The 18,064-nt window shown below is 73.5% G+C and carries 15 protein-coding genes; 4 read left to right on the top strand and 11 right to left on the bottom strand.

The window, feature by feature from the left end; all coding sequences use genetic code 11:
* Positions 1-25: 25 nt before the first annotated feature.
* The 6 genes from mptB (KBX26_RS12390) to KBX26_RS12365 form a co-directional block, all read right to left on the bottom strand.
* The gene (mptB, locus tag KBX26_RS12390; protein ID WP_307857801.1) at positions 26-1,489 is read right to left on the bottom strand and encodes a polyprenol phosphomannose-dependent alpha 1,6 mannosyltransferase MptB; all 1,464 of its coding nucleotides are present in this window, start codon (positions 1,487-1,489) and stop codon (positions 26-28) included.
* 14 nt (positions 1,490-1,503) lie between these two features.
* Entirely contained in the window at positions 1,504-2,904 is a 1,401-nt protein-coding gene (gene mptB, locus KBX26_RS12385; protein ID WP_030330095.1) for a polyprenol phosphomannose-dependent alpha 1,6 mannosyltransferase MptB, read from the bottom strand.
* Between the two features lie 48 nt (positions 2,905-2,952).
* The gene (locus KBX26_RS12380) at positions 2,953-4,569 is read right to left on the bottom strand and encodes a hypothetical protein (protein WP_210865453.1); all 1,617 of its coding nucleotides are present in this window, start codon (positions 4,567-4,569) and stop codon (positions 2,953-2,955) included.
* On the bottom strand, positions 4,562-7,609 hold the full coding sequence (locus tag KBX26_RS12375) for a bifunctional [glutamine synthetase] adenylyltransferase/[glutamine synthetase]-adenylyl-L-tyrosine phosphorylase (protein WP_210865452.1): 3,048 nt from the start codon (positions 7,607-7,609) through the stop codon (positions 4,562-4,564). The genes KBX26_RS12380 and KBX26_RS12375 overlap by 8 nt, the downstream gene beginning before the upstream one ends.
* Positions 7,609-8,376, bottom strand: a complete 768-nt coding sequence (locus tag KBX26_RS12370) for a type 1 glutamine amidotransferase (RefSeq protein WP_030330100.1) — start codon at positions 8,374-8,376, stop codon at positions 7,609-7,611. Before KBX26_RS12370 ends, KBX26_RS12375 begins: the two co-directional genes overlap by 1 nt.
* Positions 8,377-8,450: 74 nt before the next feature.
* Positions 8,451-9,041, bottom strand: coding sequence for a TetR/AcrR family transcriptional regulator (locus KBX26_RS12365; RefSeq protein WP_030330102.1), 591 nt, complete (start codon positions 9,039-9,041; stop codon positions 8,451-8,453).
* Positions 9,042-9,117: 76 nt separating this feature from the next.
* Here KBX26_RS12365 and KBX26_RS12360 point away from each other — a divergent pair, with 76 nt between their 5' ends.
* Together KBX26_RS12360 and KBX26_RS12355 are read left to right on the top strand one after the other, a co-directional pair.
* Complete coding sequence (locus KBX26_RS12360; RefSeq protein ID WP_030330104.1) at positions 9,118-9,534, top strand: VOC family protein; 417 nt, start codon at positions 9,118-9,120, stop codon at positions 9,532-9,534.
* 28 nt (positions 9,535-9,562) lie between these two features.
* Positions 9,563-10,525 carry an LD-carboxypeptidase gene (locus tag KBX26_RS12355; RefSeq protein ID WP_210865451.1) on the top strand — a complete coding sequence of 321 codons (963 nt, stop codon included), beginning with the start codon at positions 9,563-9,565 and terminating at the stop codon, positions 10,523-10,525.
* 36 nt (positions 10,526-10,561) lie between these two features.
* On the opposite strand, the gene KBX26_RS12350 is transcribed toward KBX26_RS12355, so the two are convergent.
* Positions 10,562-11,440 (bottom strand): virginiamycin B lyase, encoded by an 879-nt coding sequence (locus KBX26_RS12350; RefSeq protein ID WP_210863583.1) that lies wholly within the window; start codon positions 11,438-11,440, stop codon positions 10,562-10,564.
* Positions 11,441-11,621: 181 nt separating this feature from the next.
* Here KBX26_RS12350 and KBX26_RS12345 point away from each other — a divergent pair, with 181 nt between their 5' ends.
* Positions 11,622-12,098, top strand: a complete 477-nt coding sequence (locus KBX26_RS12345; RefSeq protein WP_210865450.1) for a hypothetical protein — start codon at positions 11,622-11,624, stop codon at positions 12,096-12,098.
* Positions 12,099-12,647: 549 nt separating this feature from the next.
* Here KBX26_RS12345 and KBX26_RS12340 read toward each other — a convergent pair.
* The 4 genes from KBX26_RS12340 to glnA form a co-directional block, all read right to left on the bottom strand.
* Positions 12,648-13,031, bottom strand: coding sequence for a VOC family protein (locus KBX26_RS12340; RefSeq protein WP_210863893.1), 384 nt, complete (start codon positions 13,029-13,031; stop codon positions 12,648-12,650).
* A gap of 189 nt (positions 13,032-13,220) precedes the next feature.
* Entirely contained in the window at positions 13,221-13,913 is a 693-nt protein-coding gene (locus tag KBX26_RS12335; protein ID WP_030330114.1) for a YafY family protein, read from the bottom strand.
* A 227-nt stretch (positions 13,914-14,140) separates the two neighbouring features.
* Positions 14,141-14,566 (bottom strand): DUF350 domain-containing protein, encoded by a 426-nt coding sequence (locus tag KBX26_RS12330; RefSeq protein ID WP_030330115.1) that lies wholly within the window; start codon positions 14,564-14,566, stop codon positions 14,141-14,143.
* Positions 14,567-14,654: 88 nt separating this feature from the next.
* Positions 14,655-16,004, bottom strand: coding sequence for a type I glutamate--ammonia ligase (gene glnA, locus KBX26_RS12325; protein WP_030330117.1), 1,350 nt, complete (start codon positions 16,002-16,004; stop codon positions 14,655-14,657).
* Positions 16,005-16,287: 283 nt separating this feature from the next.
* Here glnA and KBX26_RS12320 point away from each other — a divergent pair, with 283 nt between their 5' ends.
* Entirely contained in the window at positions 16,288-18,045 is a 1,758-nt protein-coding gene (locus KBX26_RS12320) for an NAD+ synthase (RefSeq protein ID WP_210862815.1), read from the top strand.
* Positions 18,046-18,064: the final 19 nt, after the last annotated feature.

The raw sequence follows: 18,064 nt of genomic DNA, 5'->3' as shown, positions 1-18,064 counted from the left end.
CGGCATCCGACGCTGCCCGACACCACTACATCCGGGATCGAGCGCGATCTTCGCGGGGGCGCTGGAGGGTGATTGCCAGCGCGGTCAGGAGCAGGGCGGTCATCGCCACCGCGCCGGGAGCCTTGGTGAACCGGGCCAGATTGGTGCCGTCGGGCAGGGTGAGGAAGGCCGCCGCCGAGGCCGGCAGCACGAACCATGTCGTCCGCCCGGCGGTGAGTGCGAGCAGCGCCAGGGGCCAGGTCGCGTACCAGGGGTGGAAGACCGGGGACAGCACGACGGTGGCGACCAGCGCCAGCGCCGCGCCGCGCAGCGCCACCCCGGGGCCGTTTCCCTCGACCTGCGCCACCCGTGGGACGTCGTCCGCACCGCGCAGCGCCCGACAGGCCCGCCACCACAGCACTGCCAGCACCCCGGCGAGCAGCAGCAGGGCGACAGCGCGGAGCACCGGCACCGCCTGCGGGTCCCGGCCGACCAGCGCACCGGCGTAGTCAACGACGAAGCCGACGGCGGTGGGTGGTGACGTCCACTGCTCGGAGTCGCCGCTGTGCGTCAGCCCGCCCACCCAGCCGAACCCGAGACCGGACGCCGCCGAGGTGACCAGCACCGCGCCGACGAGCCCTCCGGCCAGCCAGCCGCCGTCGCGCAACAGCGCCCGCCAGGTGTACCGGCCGCGCACCCCGGCCAACACGGCGAACGGCACCACCACCACGGCGGTGGCCTTCGCCGTGACCGCCAGGCCGAGCAGCGCCCCGGCCAGCAGCAGCGCCGCCGGCCTACCCGGTCGCCGGATCGCCATCAGCAGCCCGCTGAGCAGCAGACCCAGCATCACCGCGTCGTTGTGCGCCCCGGCCACCAGGTGCACCCCGACCAACGGCCCGGCCAGCGCAAGCCAGGCGGCCCGCCGGATCGGCACCCCGGCGGCGCGGGCCAGACCGGGCAGGCAGTACGCAGCCAGCAGAACGCCCGCCACGGCGATGACCCGCAGTGTCACGACCGTGCCGGTCAACCCGCCACCGACACCCACCGCGAGCGCGGCGAGCAGGACGAAGACCGGCCCGTACGGTGCCGGGGTGTCCCGCCAGATCGGGGCGACAGTGTCCAGCCAGGGGCAGCCGGCCGCCGCCACCCCCACCGCGTACGGGTCGACGCCGTGCGCGTACGTCCAGCCCTGGCAGGCGTACGAGTAGACGTCCCGGCTGCCCAGCGGTGGCGCGACGAGCAGCGGCAGCGCCCACAGTCCGGCGGTGACGTACGCCCATCGGGTCGACGGGGCACCGTCGCGCAGCGACCACCACGCGCCGACCAGCAGCACGGTGCCGACCAGCCAGCAGGTCAGCGTGGCGGGGCCGTCCGGGGCACGCCAGATCGACGCGGGTGTGACGCCCAGCGGGGCGTCGGGCAGCGCTCCGCCGAGGTGTGCGGCCACGGCGAGCAGAACGGCGCCGAGCAGGCCGGCGTACCGGGAGAGAGCGGCACCGGGAGCGGTCACCGGCGCACCTTCCCTCAGTCGGCGGCGACCGGCTGACGGGCCGCCCGAGCCGACCGTACCAACCGGACGACCACCACGATCACCAACAGCGTCATCAGCGGCGCCCCGACCGTCTTGGTGTACCGGGGCAGCCCGGTGCCGTCCGGAAGGATCAGGAACGAGGCGACCAGGGCGACCACGACGAACCATCCGGTCCGCCGGGCGGTGGCGGCCAGCACGAACAACGGCCACGTCCAGTACCAGGGGTGCACCACCGGCGAGAGCGCGACCGTCACGGCGAGCGCGAGGCCGGCGTAGAACAGCGGGTCACGGGTGCGGGAACGCCACCAGAGCCAGACGAGCAGGACGGCCAGCACCACCACGGCGATCGCGCGGGTCGCCGGCAACGCGTCGATGTGAGCGCCGAACGGCACCGCGAGATAGTTGATGGTCTGCCCGATGGCGGTGGGTGGGGAGGTCCAGGCGATGGCGGCGCCGCCCTGGGAGAGTCCGCCGATCCAGCCGAAGTCCAGCCCACCGACGACTGTCACGCCGACCACTGTGGCGACCGCGCCGCCGACCACCCAGCCGCCGTCGCGGATCAGCGTCCGGATCCGGAACGGCCCGGCGGTGGCCGCCAGCGCGGCGAACGGCACCACCACCACGGCGGTGACCTTGATCGCCACGGCGACACCGAGGAGCAACCCGCCGACCAGCAGCAGCCCGCGTCGGCCCGGGTGGGAGGCCACCACGGCCAGCCCACCGACCAGTGCGGCGAGCATCAGCACGTCGTTGTGGGGGCCACCGATCAGGTGCGTCGCGACCAGCGGGCAGCCCAGCGCCAACCACACCGCCCGGCCGGCCGGAACCCCGGCTCGGCGGGCCAGCACCGGCAGCGCCCACGCGGTCAGCGCCACGCCGACCAGCGACAGGGCCCGGAACAGCACGATGCTGGCGGTCAGCGAACCGGTGACCTCGACCACCGCGCCCGCGATGAGCACGAACAGCGGCCCGTACGGCGCCGGGGTGTCCCGCCAGATGACCGAAACCGTGTCCAGCCAGGGGCAGGGCAGTGCGGACACACCCTGCTCGTACGGGCTGATGCCGGCGGCGAAGCTGGCGCCCTGGCACGCGTACGCGTAGACGTCCCGGCTGCCGAAGGGGGGTGCGACGAGCAGCGGCAGCAGCCACAGGCCCACGGTGACCAGCGCCCAACGGGTCGACGGCACGCCGTCACGCAGCGCCCACCAGGCGTACGCCAGCAGGCCGGTGCCGACTGCCCAGGCGGCGAGAATCAGCGGGCCGTTGGGGCCCTGCCAGATGCTGACCGGGGTGCTGCGCAGCGGGCCGCTGGGGAACGCTCCCCGGAGGAACGCGGACAGCGCGATCAGCGTCGAGCCGGCCAGGCCGGTCCAGCGCGCGAGGTGGGAAGGCACGCCCGACATGCTGCCAGCACTCCGGTCGGGCAGCGACGGCAGGCACCGTCAGCAGTGCTGGGCCGGGGCCAGGCTGCTGGAGATCGTGTAGTCGCCGGCCGAGCGGACCCGTACCTCGGTGAACCCGTCCGCGCCCTGTCGCACGCAGCCGTCCGGGCCGTCCAGCGACAGCCAGCGTGACCAGCGCACCCGCACCGGCACGTCGCCGGGCGCGGCGGTCAGCCGCACCGAGCCCCGGTCGGCGGCGACGAGCTGGCCGGGTGCGCCGACCAGCGGCGTCGGGTCGGCGACCGCGTACAGCCGCCAGGTCGGATCACGCCAGACCTCCCGCAGGTACGGCAGGCCGGCGCGGATCAACGCGGCCTCGTCGCGGCCCCACCGGTCGGCCGGGGCGTCCGGTGCGATCGCCACGTACGTCACCGCCTCGTCGTGGAGCCACCGCTGGTAGGTCTGCGCGTTCAGGGTGCCGTCGTAGAACAGCGCGTTGCGGTCACTGTCGACCTGGCGTTCCCAGCCCCGGGCCAACGGCACTGTCGGTGGCAGGTACGCGGACTCCCAGTGGTCGCGCAGCGGCACCACCTCGACCCGTCCGGCGGGCTGGAGACGTTGCAGTTCCTCGACGAGCGTGCGGTGGAACGCCGGGGCGCTCTCCGGGGCACCGGCCCGGGTGACGTCGCTCGTCATCACCGGCGACTGCCACCACACCGTCGCGGCGAGCAGCCCGGCCAGCCACGGCGTCGGCAGCGGCGCGTACCCGGCCAGCACGGGCAGCGCGAAGAGCATCGGCAGCCGCAGCGCGTTGGAACCGATCGGGCTGGGCACGTAGTACGCCCCGATCAGGAGCAGCACGGTGAGCACCGCGCCGATGCGCAGCACCCGGCGGCGGCGCGGCAGCAGGACCGCCACCAGCACGGCGAGCGCGACGTTGATCCGCATCGACTCGGCCGAGTACGGCTGGGTGCCGCCGTTGCCGAACAGGACCGCGATCGGCGCCACGGTGACGATCGGCGCCAGGGCCAGGACGAGGCCCTCGGCCAGTGGAGCCTCGGCCCGCCATCCACCCGCCAGCGACCGCCCCGGCCCGTCGCCGCGCCGCACTGCCGCCAGCAGCAGCGCGGCCCCGGCCAGCCCGGTGAACAGGCCGGCGACCGGGCTCGCCGCCGTCGCCACCGCGGCGCAGGCGGCGGCGAGGGCCAACCGGACCGGACGCGGCGGGCGTTCGGTGCTGATCGCGCAGAGCGCCAGCAGGCCGAACGTCAGCCCGACGGCGAAGGTGATCCGCCCGCTCGCCAGGTTGCCGACCAGGACCACGGCACCGAGGACGCCGGCCAACAGCGGGCGTCGGGCCCGGTTGCGGGCGAACAGCCAGGCCAGCGCGAACGCGCCGAGCACGGCGGCGACCGCCCCCAGTGGACGCACCCCGACCAACGCGCCCAACCGGGCGGTGAACAGGCTGTAGCCGTACTGGTTGACGCCGCCGTACCAGCCGAGGTCGACGGGCGTCGCACCGTACCGGTCGGCGAAGTCGGCGCGGGCCACCTGCGCCGCGAGGTCGGTGCCCATCCGGGGCGCGAGCAGGAACGCGACGGCGAGCAGCACCGCCACCCCGGTCGCCGCCACCCAGCCGGTGCGCCGCCCGAGCGGGCGTGGCGACACCTCAGGCATCGAGGACCCGTTCGGCCGCGGCGCGGGAGCGGCGGCCGGTGCGCAGGTACTCGTCGAGGAACTCCCCCGGGTCGTCGCGGCCGAGCAGCCGGGCCACACCGGCCAACTCCACCCCGTGCCGGGGCAGTTGATCACCGGCCCGGCCCCGGACCAGCATCAACGCGTTGCGGACCTGGGCGGCCAGGGTCCAACCGGCGGCCATCTCCGCGGCGTCGGCCGGGTCGATCAGGCCGGCCCGCTCGGCCGCCGCGAGGACGTCGAGGGTACGCGTGCCGCGCAGCGCCGGGTTCGCGCCGGCGTGCCGGAGCTGGACGAGTTGCACCGCCCACTCCACGTCGGCGAGCCCACCGCGACCCAGCTTGGTGTGGGTGGCCGGGTCGGCACCCCGGGGCAGCCGTTCGGTCTCCACCCGGGCCTTGATCCGCCGGATCTCGACGACCTGCTCGCGGGTCAGCCCGTCGGCCGGGTACCGCACCGGCTCGATCATCGCCTCGAACTCGGCGCCCAGGCCCGCGTCGCCGCAGACGAACCGGGCGCGCAGCAGCGCCTGCGCCTCCCACACCCGCGACCAGCGGGCGTAGTACGCCGCGTACGCGGCGAGGCTGCGGACCAGCGGACCCTGCCGACCCTCCGGGCGCAGGTCGGCGTCGACGCCCAGCGGCGGGTCGGGGGCGGGCACGCCGAGCAGTCGACGAAGTTCCTCGGCGATCGCGTGCGCGGCGGCGCTGGCGGCGCTCTCGCCGACCCCGGCGGGCGGGTCGTAGACGAAGAGCACGTCGGCGTCGGAGAGGTAGTTCGACTCGTACCCGCCGAGCCGGCCCATGCCGATCACCGCGAACCGCAACCCTTCCGGCGCGGGTTGGCTGGCCTGGGCGGCCCGCAGCGCGGCGGCCAGGGTGGCGTCGGTGACGTCGGCGAGCGCCGTACCGACCTGGGTGATGTCGGACAGGCCGGGAGCCGGCCGGTTCGCGCCGTCCGGTCGGGTGGGTGTGGGTGCGAGCGAACCCGCCCGGCAGAGCACGTCGGCGCAGGCCACCCGGACCAGTTCCCGACGGCGCAGCGCGCGCACCGCGCTGGTCGCCTCGACCGGGTCGGCGTGCCGGGCCGCCGCCGCCAGGAACCCCTCCCGCAGCACCTCCGGCGGGCGTGGGGCCAGCTCGTTCTCCTCGGCCAGCAGCCGCAGCGCCTCCGGGTCGCGGGCCAGCAGGTCGGCCACGTACCGGGACAGGGCGAGGACCCGGGCGAGCCGGCGGGCGACGGGGCCGCCGTCGCGCAGCAGCCGCAGATACCAGGGGGTGCTGCCCAGCTTGTCGGAGACCTTGCGGTAGTTGAGCAGCCCCCGGTCCGGCTCCGGCGCGTCGGCGAACTCGCTGAGCAGCACCGGCAGCAGCGTGCGCTGGATGGCGGCTGTGCGGCTCACCCCGCCGGTGAGCGCCTGGAGGTGACGCAGCGCCCCGGCCGGGTCGGCGAAGCCGAGGATCTCCAGGCGGTTGCGGGCCGCCTCCGGGGTGAGTCGCAACCCGTCGGCCGGCACCCGGGCCACCGACTCCAGCAGCGGCCGGTACAGCAGTTTGGCGTGCAGTCGGCGTACCTCGGTGGCGTGGGTGACCCACTCGGCCCGGAAGCTCTCGACCGCGCTGCGCCCCGGCGCGGCCGTGAAACCCAGCGCGGCGGCGAGCCAGCGCAACGCGCCCGGTTCGGCGGGCACCGTGTGCGTACGACGTAGCCCTTGGAGTTGCAGTCGGTGCTCGACGCTGCGCAGGAAACGGTAGCCGCGCAGCAGGGCCTCGCCGTCGGCCCGACCGACGTAGCCGCCGGCGACCAGGGCGCGCAACGCCGGGATGGTGCCCGGCTCGCGGAGCGTCTCGTCGCCGCGACCGTGCACGAGTTGCAGCAACTGGACGGCGAACTCGATGTCGCGCAGCCCGCCGGGACCGCGCTTGATCTCGCGTTCCAGCTCCTTCGGCGGGATGTTGTCGATGATCCGGCGACGCATGGCGCGGACGTCCTCGACCGCCTCGGGTCGTTCGGCGGCCCGCCAGACCAGCGGCGCGAGCTGGTCGATCCACTCCTGGGCCAGCGGCAGGTCACCGGCGGCCGGGCGGGCCTTCAGCAGCGCCTGGAACTCCCAGGTGCGTGCCCACCGCCGGTAGTAGGCCAGGTGGCTGGCGAGGGTCCGCACCAGCGGGCCCCGGCTGCCCTCGGGGCGCAGCGCGGCGTCGACCGGCCAGGCGACCAGCCCACAGATGGAGATCAACCGGGTCGCCACCTGGGTCGCGGCGGACAGGTCGGCGTCCTCGGCGGCGACGAAGATGACGTCCACGTCGGAGACGTAGTTCAGCTCGCCGCCGCCGCACTTGCCCATCGCCACGACCGCCAGCCGGGGCCGCTCGGTGCCGTCGGCCAGCTCGGCGACAGCGATCTCGTACGCCGCTGACAGCGTCGCGTCGGCCAGCGCGGAGAGCGCGGCCATCGTCTGCTCCAGGCCGCGACCGCCGGTGAGGTCGGCCGCCGCGATTCGCAACAACGCCAGGCGGTACGCGGTCCGCAACGCCGCCACCGGGTGGCCGCCGTCGGCCGGCTCCAGCCGCCCCTCGGCGATCGGGGCGAGCCCGTCCGGGGCGGTCCGCAGCGCCTGGTAGTGCTCCGGGTGGGCCACCAGGTGGTCGCCGAGCGCCGACGAGGCACCGAGCACCGCGACCAGCCGCCGCCGCAGCCCGGGGTCGTTGTGCAGGTCCGCGAGCAGCGACGACTCGACACCGCCATCGGTGGCGCGGCTCCCGGCGGTGCCGTCGGCGCTGCGGCTCTCCGCTTCCACGATGCGGTGCAGCTGCCGCAGCGCCAGGTCCGGGTCGGCGGCCCGGGACAGCGCGGCGAGCAACTCCGCGGCGGCCTCGTCGACCGGCTCCTGCTCGGCCGGCTGCCACAGCCGCAGCCCCTGCGGGCCGAGCAGGTCCGCGGCGCGCGCGCCGCCGTCGCCCTCGGCGGTGCCGAAGCCGTACCGGGCGAGCCGGCCCGGTGCCCTGGTCGGCCGGCTCATCAGTGCCCGAGCAGCGGCAGGCCGCGCCGCGTCGTGCTGTCGTCCAACTCGCCGAGGGCCAGCGCGGCGAACCGGGCGGCGAACGGTTGCCAGACCTCCTCGATGTCGGCCAGCACCGAGGCGCAGGCCGCTACCACCAGCTCCGGGTCGTAGCCCAGCTCGGCGAGTTGGGTCGAGTCGGTGGCCCAGTCGGCGATCATCGCGGCGTCGCACTCGATGTGGAACTGCAGCCCCCACGCCCGGTCACCGAGGCGGAACGCCTGATGCGGGTAGCGGGTGGACGCGGCCAGCAGGGTGGCACCCCGGGGCAGCTCGGTGATCTCGTCGGAGTGCCACTGGAGCACGTCCGGGATCAACGGCACGTACCGGAACAGCGGATCGTTCTCGGCGGCGTCGCGCCGGCCGACCACGCCGGGACCGATCTCCGGCCCGGACGGGCTGCGCTCCACCAGGCCGGCGTGCGCGGTGGCGAGCAGCTGCGCGCCCAGGCAGACCGCCAGGGTCGGCACCCGGTACCGGACCGCCTTGCGCAGCAGGCCCTCCACTGCGGGAAACCACTGTGCGCCGGGCGAGCCGTCCGGCAACGGGTACGCCTGTTGGTCGCCGCCGAGCACCACCAGCGCCGCGTACCCCTCCAGGTCGGCGGGGAGCTCGTCGCCGGCGTGCGGGCGAACCACCCACAGCTCCAGCCCAGCCTCGGTCAGCCACTCACCCAGCCGGCGCGCGTCGTCCGTCGGGTCGTTCTCGATCACCAGCGCGGTTGCCACCCGTCGAGGCTAGCCGGTACGCCGCACGGCGCCACGCCCCGGCACAGGGTGGCGGTGAGCGGGCCCGCTGCGGCTCAGCTGACCCGCAGCGCGTCGATCAATCGGGACAGCGCCGCCTGGGTGGCGGCCAGGTCGGCCGGGTCTGTCGATCCGGCCAGCCAGAGCGCCGCCTCGTTCATCGCGCCGGAGAGCAGGTGGGACAGTGGCGCCACCGGCTGCGGGGCAATCATGCCCGCCGCGATGAGGTCGGCGAGCGCGTCGGCCAGGTGGCGACCCGAGGCGGCCTCGTCCAGGGCCCGCCACTCGTGCCAGCCGAGCACGGCGGGCCCGTCGATCAGCATGATCCGCTGGAATTCGGGATCGGCGCTGGCCGTGAGGAACGCCTGGCAGCCGGCGGTGAGGCGGGACCATGGGTCCGGTTGGGCATCGGCGATGGCGGCGACCCGGTCCCCCACCTCCTGCTGCACCTGGGTCAGCACCGCCTGGAACAGCTCGACCTTGCTCGCGAAGTGGTGGTAGAGCGCACCCTTGGTAACCCCGGCCGCGCTCACGATCTCGGCGAGACCGACCGCCTGATAGCCACGGGTGGCGAAGAGCTGCCGACTCTGCAGCAACAGGGACCGCCGGGTCTGGTCCCGCCGCTCCTCGCGCACTCCCTGGCCCATCATGCCTCCCAATTGACATACCAACGGTATGCGAAATACGGTAGTTGACATACCGACGGTACGCGAAGGAGTCCCAGTGAATCTCACCAGCTTCTACCCGGTCATCTGCACGACCCGGCTGGCCGAGTGCCACGACTTCTACCGGCACTTCCTGGGATTCGAGACGACCTTCGAGGCCAACTGGTACGTGAGCCTGCGCCGCCCCGGCCCTCCGGCGTACGAACTGGCACTGCTCGACCACCGGCATCCGACAGTCCCGGCGGCCTACCGGAAGCCAGTGCGGGGGCTGCTGCTGAACCTCGAGGTCACCGACGTCGACGCGGAGTGGGAAAGGCTTGTCGTCCACGGCGGGCTCCACCCGGAACTGACGCTGCGCGACGAGGACTTCGGGCAACGGCACTTCATCCTCGCCGACCCCGCGGGCGTGCTGATCGACGTGATCACACCCATCCCGCCGGCACCGGACTGGGCCGAGCGGTACACCGACAATTGAGTCACCAGCGAGGCTAAGCTGTGCCGCTGTGCCCGTAAGCCCTGCCGCTGCGCCCAACCACCACGAGGTAACCGCCGCCGTCCGCCCGCCCGTGCTGCGCCCGGGTGACGCGGTGCTGCTGGTGTCGCCGTCCGGGCCGACCTCGCCGGAGCGGGTGGCCCGGGGCATGGAGCTGCTCACCGGCTGGGGCCTTCGCCCGGTGCCGGCACCGAACGCGTACGCCCGCCACGGCTACCTCGCCGGCACCGACGACCTGCGCGCCGCCGACCTGAACGCGGCCTTCGCCGACCCGGACGTGCGCGGGGTGATCTGCACCCGTGGCGGCTACGGCGCCCAACGGATCGTGGACGCCATCGACATGGCCGCCGTCCGCCGTGATCCGAAGGTGGTGGCCGGCTTCTCGGACATCACCGCGTTGCAGTTCGCGCTCTGGCGGGGCGCCCGCCTGGCCGGCGTGCACGGCCCCGGGGCGGCCTGGCGCGACGAGCGCACGCCGCTGCGCTCCGCCGAGTCCCTGCACGCGGCGCTGATGACGACCGAACCGGTGTCGATCACCGCGGTCCCCACCGAGGAGACCTTCGGCGTACGCGTCCCGGGTCGCGCCACCGGCACCCTGCTCGGCGGCAACCTCTGCATGATCGCCGCGTCGATCGGCACCCCGGACCTGCCCGACCTGACCGGTGCGGTGCTGTTGATCGAGGACGTGCAGGAACCCCCGTACAAGGTCGACCGGATGCTCACCCACCTGCGCCGGGCCGGCGCACTGGACGGGCTGGCCGGGGTGGCGGTCGGGCAGTTCACCGACTGCGGCGACGGCTGGGACACCACGATCGTCGACGTCCTCTCCGAACGCCTCGGGGACCTGGGCGTACCGGTCCTCGGCGGCCTTCCGATCGGCCACGGACCCAACCAACTCACCGTCCCGGTAGGCACCCAGGCCACCCTCGACACCGCCACCGCAACCCTCACCACAACCCCCGCGGTCCAATAACCCCCTCTCCTCCCCTCCCCCTGGCCCGGGGTGGGGTTAGGGGGTCAGGTGGGCTATTGCTCCTGTTTCCAGGGCTGACCAGATGCCCTTCGGGGTGCGGGTGATGCCGTGGGGTTCGGAGTTGGGGGTGGGTAGCGGGTAGCTCTCGATCCGCCCGGTGGGATCGAGGTGACCGATCCGGTTGGCGCCCCACTCGGTGAACCACGCGCCGCCGTCCGGGTCGGCCACTATCGCGTGCGGACGGGCCGCCCGGTCCGGCAAAGGGATCTCGACGATCTCGCCATCCGGGTCGATCCGGCCGAGTTGGCCGGCCGCGATCTCCACGAACCAGATGGTGCCGTCGTCGCCGCAGGTGATACCGACCGGCCCGGCGTTCACTGTGGGTAGCGGATACAGCGTCACGGTGCCGTCGAGGTCGATCCGGCCGACCGCGTTCGCCTGGTTGAGGGTGAACCACAGCGCCCGGTCCGCGCCGGCAGTGATCATCGAAGCGAACCCGCCGGTCACCGGCAGCGGGAACGCGTTGTGGGTGCCGTCGGTCTCCACCCGGCCGATCGTGTCGGAGGTCATCCCGGTGTACCAGAGCGCGCCATCGGGTCCGGCCGCGATGCCGCACGGCCCGGTGCCGGCGGGCAGGGCGATGGTGCGCTGCTCGCCGTCGACGGTGATCCGGCCGATCCGGTCGTCGCCCGAGCGGGTGAACCAGAGCGCCCCGTCCGGCCCGGTCGTGATGATCAGCGGGCGGCTGCCCGCCGGCTCCAGCGGGTAGGTCCGGACCGCGCCGTCGGGCGAGAACCGGGCGATCCCGCCGGCCTGGGCCAGCGTCAGCCACAACGCGCCGTCCGGGCCAGGCGTGATGCCGTACGGCCCAGAATCCGGCCCGGTGAGTGGAATCTCCCGAATTTCGACGGTCATGTCGCGTCCTTCCGTCGGTGATCGTCCACCCTGACCGCTCAGCCAGCGACGACACAACCGATTTCGGCTACCGCCGGCCAGGATTGTCAGCTCGCTGACAGGGTCGCCATGGCTTCCGCCCAGGCTGCCCGGTCACTGTCGGTCACGACAGCGCACGATCACCGAACCTCTGGAGGACAGCATGTCCCGCACCATCCGTAGGAAGCACCTGCTGGCCGGCCTGGCCACCGCCGGCGTCCTCGGCGTCGGGATCGCGGCCCCGACGATGGCGTTCGCCGCCGACACGCCCACGCCGGCTCCGAGCACCAGCACCGCCCCGGCTCCGGGTGCCAAGGCCGACCGGCAGGGTGAGTTCGCCGAGGCCCTCGCCAAGGAACTGGGCGTGCCCACCGACAAGGTGACCGCCGCCCTGGAGAAGATCCGCGAGCAGCACCGGCCGACCGACCGGCCCCAGCGGCCGTCCGCCGAGGACCGGCAGGCCGCGCTCAAGCAGCGCCTGGAGCAGGCGGTCAAGGACGGCAAGCTCACCCAGGAGCAGGCCGACGCCATCACCAAGGCCGTCGAGGCCGGCGTCTTCCCCGGCGCGGGCGGCCACCGTGGCCCGGGCGGCCCGCACGGTCCCGGTGGCCAGCACGGCGACGGTACGCCCGGCAAGTGATCCGACGGTCCGGCCCCGGCAGGCACTGACCGACCGGGGCCGGCCTTCGTACACCACCGGCGACCCGGCACGCGCCGACCCGGCCCGGACCGGCCTCGGCAGACCACCGGCGACCCGGCACGCGCCGACCCGGCCCGGGCCGGCCTTGGCACACCACCGGCGACCCCGGCACGCGCCGACCTGGCCCGGGCCGGCCTTCGTACACCACGCGCGACCCCGGCACGCGTCGACCCGGCCCGGGCCGGCCTCGGCAGACCACCGGCGACCCCGGTCCGTCTGCCGGAACGGGCCCCACCCGGCCCGTTGCGGCTTGATCCACTCGGCTTTCGTGAAGTCGGGGCATCCGAGTGCGTCGGATACCCCGACTTCCTGAAAACGGAGTTGATCACCGGCTCCGGCTTCAGCCAGGCCACGCCAGGCCAGGCCGGAGCAGGGCCGGCCAGGCCAGGCCAGGCCAGGCCGGACCAGGGCCGGCCAGGCCAGACCAGACCAGACCACGCCAGGCCGGAGCAGGGCCGGGCGAAGCAGGGCCGGCCCTGGAACGGGTGGTCAGCTCTGCTGGGGCGGGGGCGAGAACACGCCTACGCGATTGCCGGTCGGGTCGAGCAGGTGGGCCGACGTGAGACCGCTCGGCGCCGTACGCGCCGGCACCAGCACCCGACCGCCGGCCGCTTCGGCCCGCTTGCAGGTCTCCTCGACGTCGGCGACCTCGGCGTAGAACACCGCGTAGTTCGGCGAACTCCCGTCGGTCGCGCGGATCGCCCCGCTGATCCCGGTGTCGCCACCGGCTCCGGTCACCCGGTAGGACGCGCCGTTGGCCGGCCCCTGCTCCTCGAAGGTCCAGCCGAACAGCTCTCCGTAGAACTTCTCCGCGGCCTCGGGCCGGTCGGCGCCGAATTCGAACCAGGTGATGGGCGTGGTGGACCTGGACATCTGTTGCCTCCAGAAATTTCCGGGCCGGCCGTTCGGCCGCCGTCCCCAGCAGTCTCGAGGCCGTTCGCGACAGCGTCCTGTCGGTGTTTCCGGATCATCCGGCCGAGTTGTCGTCGACGCGGCCCACCCCGGCCGGGTGGTCGTCGACGCGGTCCACCCCGGCCGGGTGGTCGTCGACGTCGAGCCGTTTCAGACCAGGCTCAGCGGGCGGAGCCGTTCGTGCGGGATGTCGAGATCGGTCAGGTGCAGCTCCCGGGCCACCACGTCGGGCAGCGCCCGGACCGTCCGGATCCGGTCGGTGCGGAAGCAGCGCAGCTCGTCGCGCAGCCGGCACCAGGCCACCAGGTACCAGTGCCGGGAGTTGCCGAGGTAGCCGAGTGGCTCGACGTCACGGGTCGAGTCGGCGCCGGCGCGGTCGGCGTACCGGATGCGCAGCACCCGCCGCGCGGTGACCGCCTCGGCGACGGTGGCCGGGACGGGCGTGGCCGGCCCGTCGCCGATCAGGTGCACCCGGCCGGCGAGGCGGTGTGCCTCGGCGGCGTCGGCGGCCGGCAGCACCGCCACCAGCTTGCGCAGCGCGGTGCCGGCCGGCCCGGCGAACGGCGAGTCGGCGAGCCGGTGCAGCGCCACCGCCATCGCCACCGCCTCGGCGGCGGTCAGGTTGACCGGCGGCAGGGTGCGGGCGCGGTCCAGGACGTAGCCGCCGGTGCGCCCGGGCTCGGCCCAGATCGGCACCCCGGCCTCCTGCAACGCGCCGAGATCCCGTTCGATGGTCCGGCTGCTCACCTCGAAGCGGGCGGCCAGCCAGCGGGCGCTGCGCGGGCGTGGTGACACCGCCCGCAGCTCCTCGACCAGCGCGTACAGGCGATCCGTGCGGTTCATGCCCGGCACGCTACGGCCGGGGTACGACGCCCGCCGGCGACCGCCCGGTGACGTGCGCGTCTCGACCGTCGGAGATCTTGGACAGTTTCCGTCAGCGACTGACGGAAACTGTCCAAGATCTCCATGCGCGAAGACGCGCGCCCGCGGACGCGCGCCCGCAGACGCACGGCCTCACGCGCACGGCCTCACGCGCACGGCCTTACGCGCACGGCCTCAGGCGCACGACCTCAGGCGATGCAGGCGCAGACGATCAGCGCAGCCCCGAAGTGGGTGGCGGCGCTGACCCGGGCGGCCGGGTGCGGCTCCGGGGAGCAGATCACCTCGCCGAGCTTGCCGGGGGTGAGCAGGTCCAGCACCACGAAGGCCAACGCCATGATCGCCAACCCGACCAGCCCGAAGAGCAACGTGGAGGCGAGCCCCTTGCCGAAGTCGCTGTAGCTGGTCAGGATCGCGGTGAAGACGATCCCGGCGATGCCGAGCTGGTTGGCGGCGAGCAGCAACCCCGCGTTGGCGTTGCGCTCGACCCAGATCAGGTCCCGTAGCCGGCCCGGGGTGAGCAGGTCGACGAGCCCGAACCCGGCGGCCATCAGCCCGACGCCGACGATCCCGAACACGACGCTCTGCCAGGCACCGCTGAGCAGATCCTCCAGCACCGACTTGCCTCCCGACTCTCCGCCCGGAGGGGTACCGGCGCGGTGATCGAGACGATAGCGGCAGCGCGCAATCGCGTCAGCCCCGCGCCTACAGCGCCAGGTAGCGCTGCCGCTCGTACGGGGTGACCTCGCGGCGGTACTGCTCCCACTCGGCCCGCTTGTTGCGCAGGAAGAAGTCGAAGACGTGCTCGCCGAGCACCTCCGCCACCAGCTCGGAGCCGGCCATCACGTCGATCGCCTCGGCGAGGTTCTCCGGCAGCGCCTCGTAGCCCATGGCGCGCCGTTCCGCGCTGGTCAGTGACCAGACGTCGTCCTCGGCGCCCGGCGGCAGCTCGTACCCCTCCTCGATGCCCTTGAGGCCGGCGCCGAGCAGCACCGCGAAGGCGAGGTACGGGTTGGTGGCCGAGTCCAGTGAGCGGACCTCGACCCGGGCCGAGTTGGGCTTGCCGTACGCGGGAACCCGGACCAGCGCGGACCGGTTGAGGTGCCCCCAGCAGACGTACGCCGGGCTCTCCGTGATCCGGTCGGGCAGGTGCTGCGGGAAGAGCCGCTTGTACGAGTTGACCCACTGGTTGGTGACGGCCGTGTACTCCCGGGCGTGCACCAGCAGGCCGGCGATGAACGACTTTGCCACCTTGGACAGCTTCATCGGGTCGCCGCTGTCGTGGAAGGCGTTGCGCTCCCCCTCGAACAGCGACAGGTGGGTGTGCATGCCGCTGCCCGGCTGGTCGGTGAACGGCTTGGGCATGAAGCTGGCCTGCACGCCGGTGGAGAGCGCGACCTCCTTGACCACGTGCCGGAAGGTCATGATGTTGTCGGCGGTGGTCAGCGCGTCGGCGTAGCGCAGGTCGATCTCCTGCTGGCCGGGCGCGACCTCGTGGTGGCTGAACTCCACCGAGATGCCGATCCGTTCCAGCGCCAGCACGCCCTGGCGGCGGAAGTCCCGGGCCACGGCGTGGGTGGTGTGCTCGAAGTAGCCGCCGGTGTCGACCGGGGTGGGCACCGAGCCGTCCTGGGGGCCGTTCTCCAGCAGGAAGAACTCGATCTCGGGGTGGGTGTAGAAGGTGAAGCCCTTCTCGGCCGCCTTGGACAGGGCGCGGCGCAGCACGTGCCGGGGGTCCGCCCAGGACGGACTGCCGTCGGGCAGCAGGATGTCGCAGAACATCCGGGCGCTCTCGCCGCTGACCCCGCCCTCGAAGGGGAAGACCTGGAAGGTGGTCGGGTCGGGCATGGCCACCATGTCCGATTCGAAGACCCGGGCGAAGCCCTCGATCGCCGAGCCGTCGAAGCCGATGCCTTCCTCGAAGGCCGCCTCCAGCTCGGCGGGCGCCACCGAAACGCTCTTGAGCGTGCCCAGAACGTCGGTGAACCACAGCCGGACGAACCGGATGTCCCGCTCTTCCAGCGTCCGGAGGACGAACTCCTGCTGACGGTCCACTTCCCCAACCCCTCGCGACACTGTTTTGTCCGCCTTGGCCGGGCTGCGCCCGACCTGATCGCCCAGTCTTCCCGGGCCTGGTTACGCAGACGTTACGCGAACTGCCGCCGCCCGTCCCCTCGTGTCCCGCCCGGCGAGCGGGGGCCCCGGCCGGACCCGCGAGGTCCGCCGCCGGCCGGGCCGGGCTCCTGCCGTCGCGGCCCGGCCGGCCCGTGGCGGCAGGTGGCGGCAATCTCGTCCGAGGGTACGGATTGTCGCCACGAGGCTGGGGCAAGATGAAGGCATGCCCACCCTGCGTCTCGCCCTGTCCCAGGTCAACCCGACCGTCGGAGACATCGCCGGAAACGCCGACCTGGTCCGCAGCTGGACCCGCCAGGCCGCCGATGCCGGTGCCCAACTGGTGCTCTTCCCGGAGATGATGCTCACCGGTTACCCGGTCGAGGACCTGGTCTTCCGGCGGTCCTTCGTCGCCGCGTCCCGGGCGGCCGTCGAGCGGCTGGCCGCCGACCTGGCCGCCGACGGTCTCGGCGAGTTGCCGGTGGTGGTCGGCTACCTGGACGCCGACGGGCCGCCGCAGGTCAGCGGGGACGCCGAGGCGGGCCGGGGTGCCCGTAACGCCGCGGCGCTGCTGCACCGGGGCGTGGTGGCCGCCCGCTACTTCAAGCACCACCTGCCCAACTACGGGGTCTTCGACGAGGACCGGTACTTCGTCTCCGGTGACGAGCTGACCGTGGTGCGGATCGGCGGTGTGGACGTCGCGCTGACCATCTGCGAGGACCTGTGGCAGGCCGGCGGTCCGTTCGCCGCCGCCCGGCGGGCCGGCGTCGGGCTGGTCGTCAACATCAACGGCTCGCCGTACGAGCTGAACAAGGACGACATCCGGTTGCCGCTGGTCCGCCGCCGGGCCGCCGAGGCGGGTGCCGCCATCGCGTACGTCAACATGACCGGCGGCCAGGACGAGCTGGTCTTCGAGGGCGACTCGATGATCGTCACCGCGGACGGTGAGCTGCTGACCCGGGCCCCGCAGTTCGTCGAGCACCTGCTCGTACACGATGTCGAGCTGCCGGCCGCCGGCACCGCGCCGACCACCGAGACGGTGGCGGACGGCATGCGGATCGTGCACAGCATCCTGGACGGCGTTCCGCCCCTGCCGGCCGGCCCGGCCGTCACCGGCGGGCTGATCGAGCCGGTGGCCGACGAGGCCGAGGTGTGGCAGGCGCTGGTGCTGGGCCTGCGCGACTACGTCAACAAGAACCGGTTCCCCTCGGTGGTGCTCGGCCTCTCCGGCGGCATCGACTCGGCGGTGGTGGCCGCCCTCGCCGTCGACGCGCTCGGGCCGGACCGGGTGGTCGGGGTGTCGCTGCCCAGCCAGCACTCCTCGGAGCACTCCCGGGAGGACGCCGCCGACCTGGCCAAGCGCACCGGCCTGGACTACCGCGTCGAGCCGATCCAGCCGATGGTCGACGGTTTCCTGGCCAACCTGTCGCTGTCCGGGGTGGCAGTGGAGAACCTGCAGGCCCGGGTCCGTGGCGTGATCCTGATGGCGCTGTCGAACCAGGAGGGCCACCTGGTGCTGACCACCGGCAACAAGAGCGAGCTGGCGGTCGGCTACTCCACCCTGTACGGCGACTCGGTGGGCGGCTTCAACCCGGTCAAGGACGTCTGGAAGACGCTGATCTGGCGGCTGGCCAAGTGGCGGAACATGGACGCGGCGCGGCGCGGTGAGACCGCACCGATTCCGGAGAACTCGATCGGGAAGCCGCCCAGCGCCGAGCTGAGCCCGGGCCAGCTCGACAGCGACAGCCTGCCCGACTACGACGTCCTGGACCCGATCCTGATCGGTTACGTCGACGGCGACCTCGGCCGTGACGGGCTGGTCGAGTCGGGTCACGACCCGGCGATCGTGGACAAGGTGCTGCGGCTGGTGGATACCGCCGAGTACAAGCGACGGCAGTCGGCGCCAGGCACGAAGATCTCCATGAAGGCGTTCGGTCGGGACCGCCGTCTGCCGATCACGAACCGGTGGCGCGAGCACGGCTGAGCCGTACCCCTGGGGGTGC

The organism is Micromonospora sp. C97, assembly GCF_018070385.1.
Classification (GTDB): Bacteria; Actinomycetota; Actinomycetes; order Mycobacteriales; family Micromonosporaceae; genus Micromonospora; species Micromonospora parva.
This window is presented reverse-complemented; position numbering and strand designations above follow the sequence as displayed.

Coding starts and splice junctions, on each gene's coding strand:
- KBX26_RS12380 (WP_210865453.1), bottom strand. CDS start 4,569: ATGCCTGAGGTGTCGCCACGCCCGCTCGGGCGGCGCACCGGCTGGGTG.
- KBX26_RS12340 (WP_210863893.1), bottom strand. CDS start 13,031: ATGTCCAGGTCCACCACGCCCATCACCTGGTTCGAATTCGGCGCCGAC.
- KBX26_RS12320 (WP_210862815.1), top strand. CDS start 16,288: ATGCCCACCCTGCGTCTCGCCCTGTCCCAGGTCAACCCGACCGTCGGA.
- KBX26_RS12350 (WP_210863583.1), bottom strand. CDS start 11,440: ATGACCGTCGAAATTCGGGAGATTCCACTCACCGGGCCGGATTCTGGG.
- KBX26_RS12375 (WP_210865452.1), bottom strand. CDS start 7,609: ATGAGCCGGCCGACCAGGGCACCGGGCCGGCTCGCCCGGTACGGCTTC.
- KBX26_RS12345 (WP_210865450.1), top strand. CDS start 11,622: ATGTCCCGCACCATCCGTAGGAAGCACCTGCTGGCCGGCCTGGCCACC.
- KBX26_RS12335 (WP_030330114.1), bottom strand. CDS start 13,913: ATGAACCGCACGGATCGCCTGTACGCGCTGGTCGAGGAGCTGCGGGCG.
- KBX26_RS12365 (WP_030330102.1), bottom strand. CDS start 9,041: ATGGGCCAGGGAGTGCGCGAGGAGCGGCGGGACCAGACCCGGCGGTCC.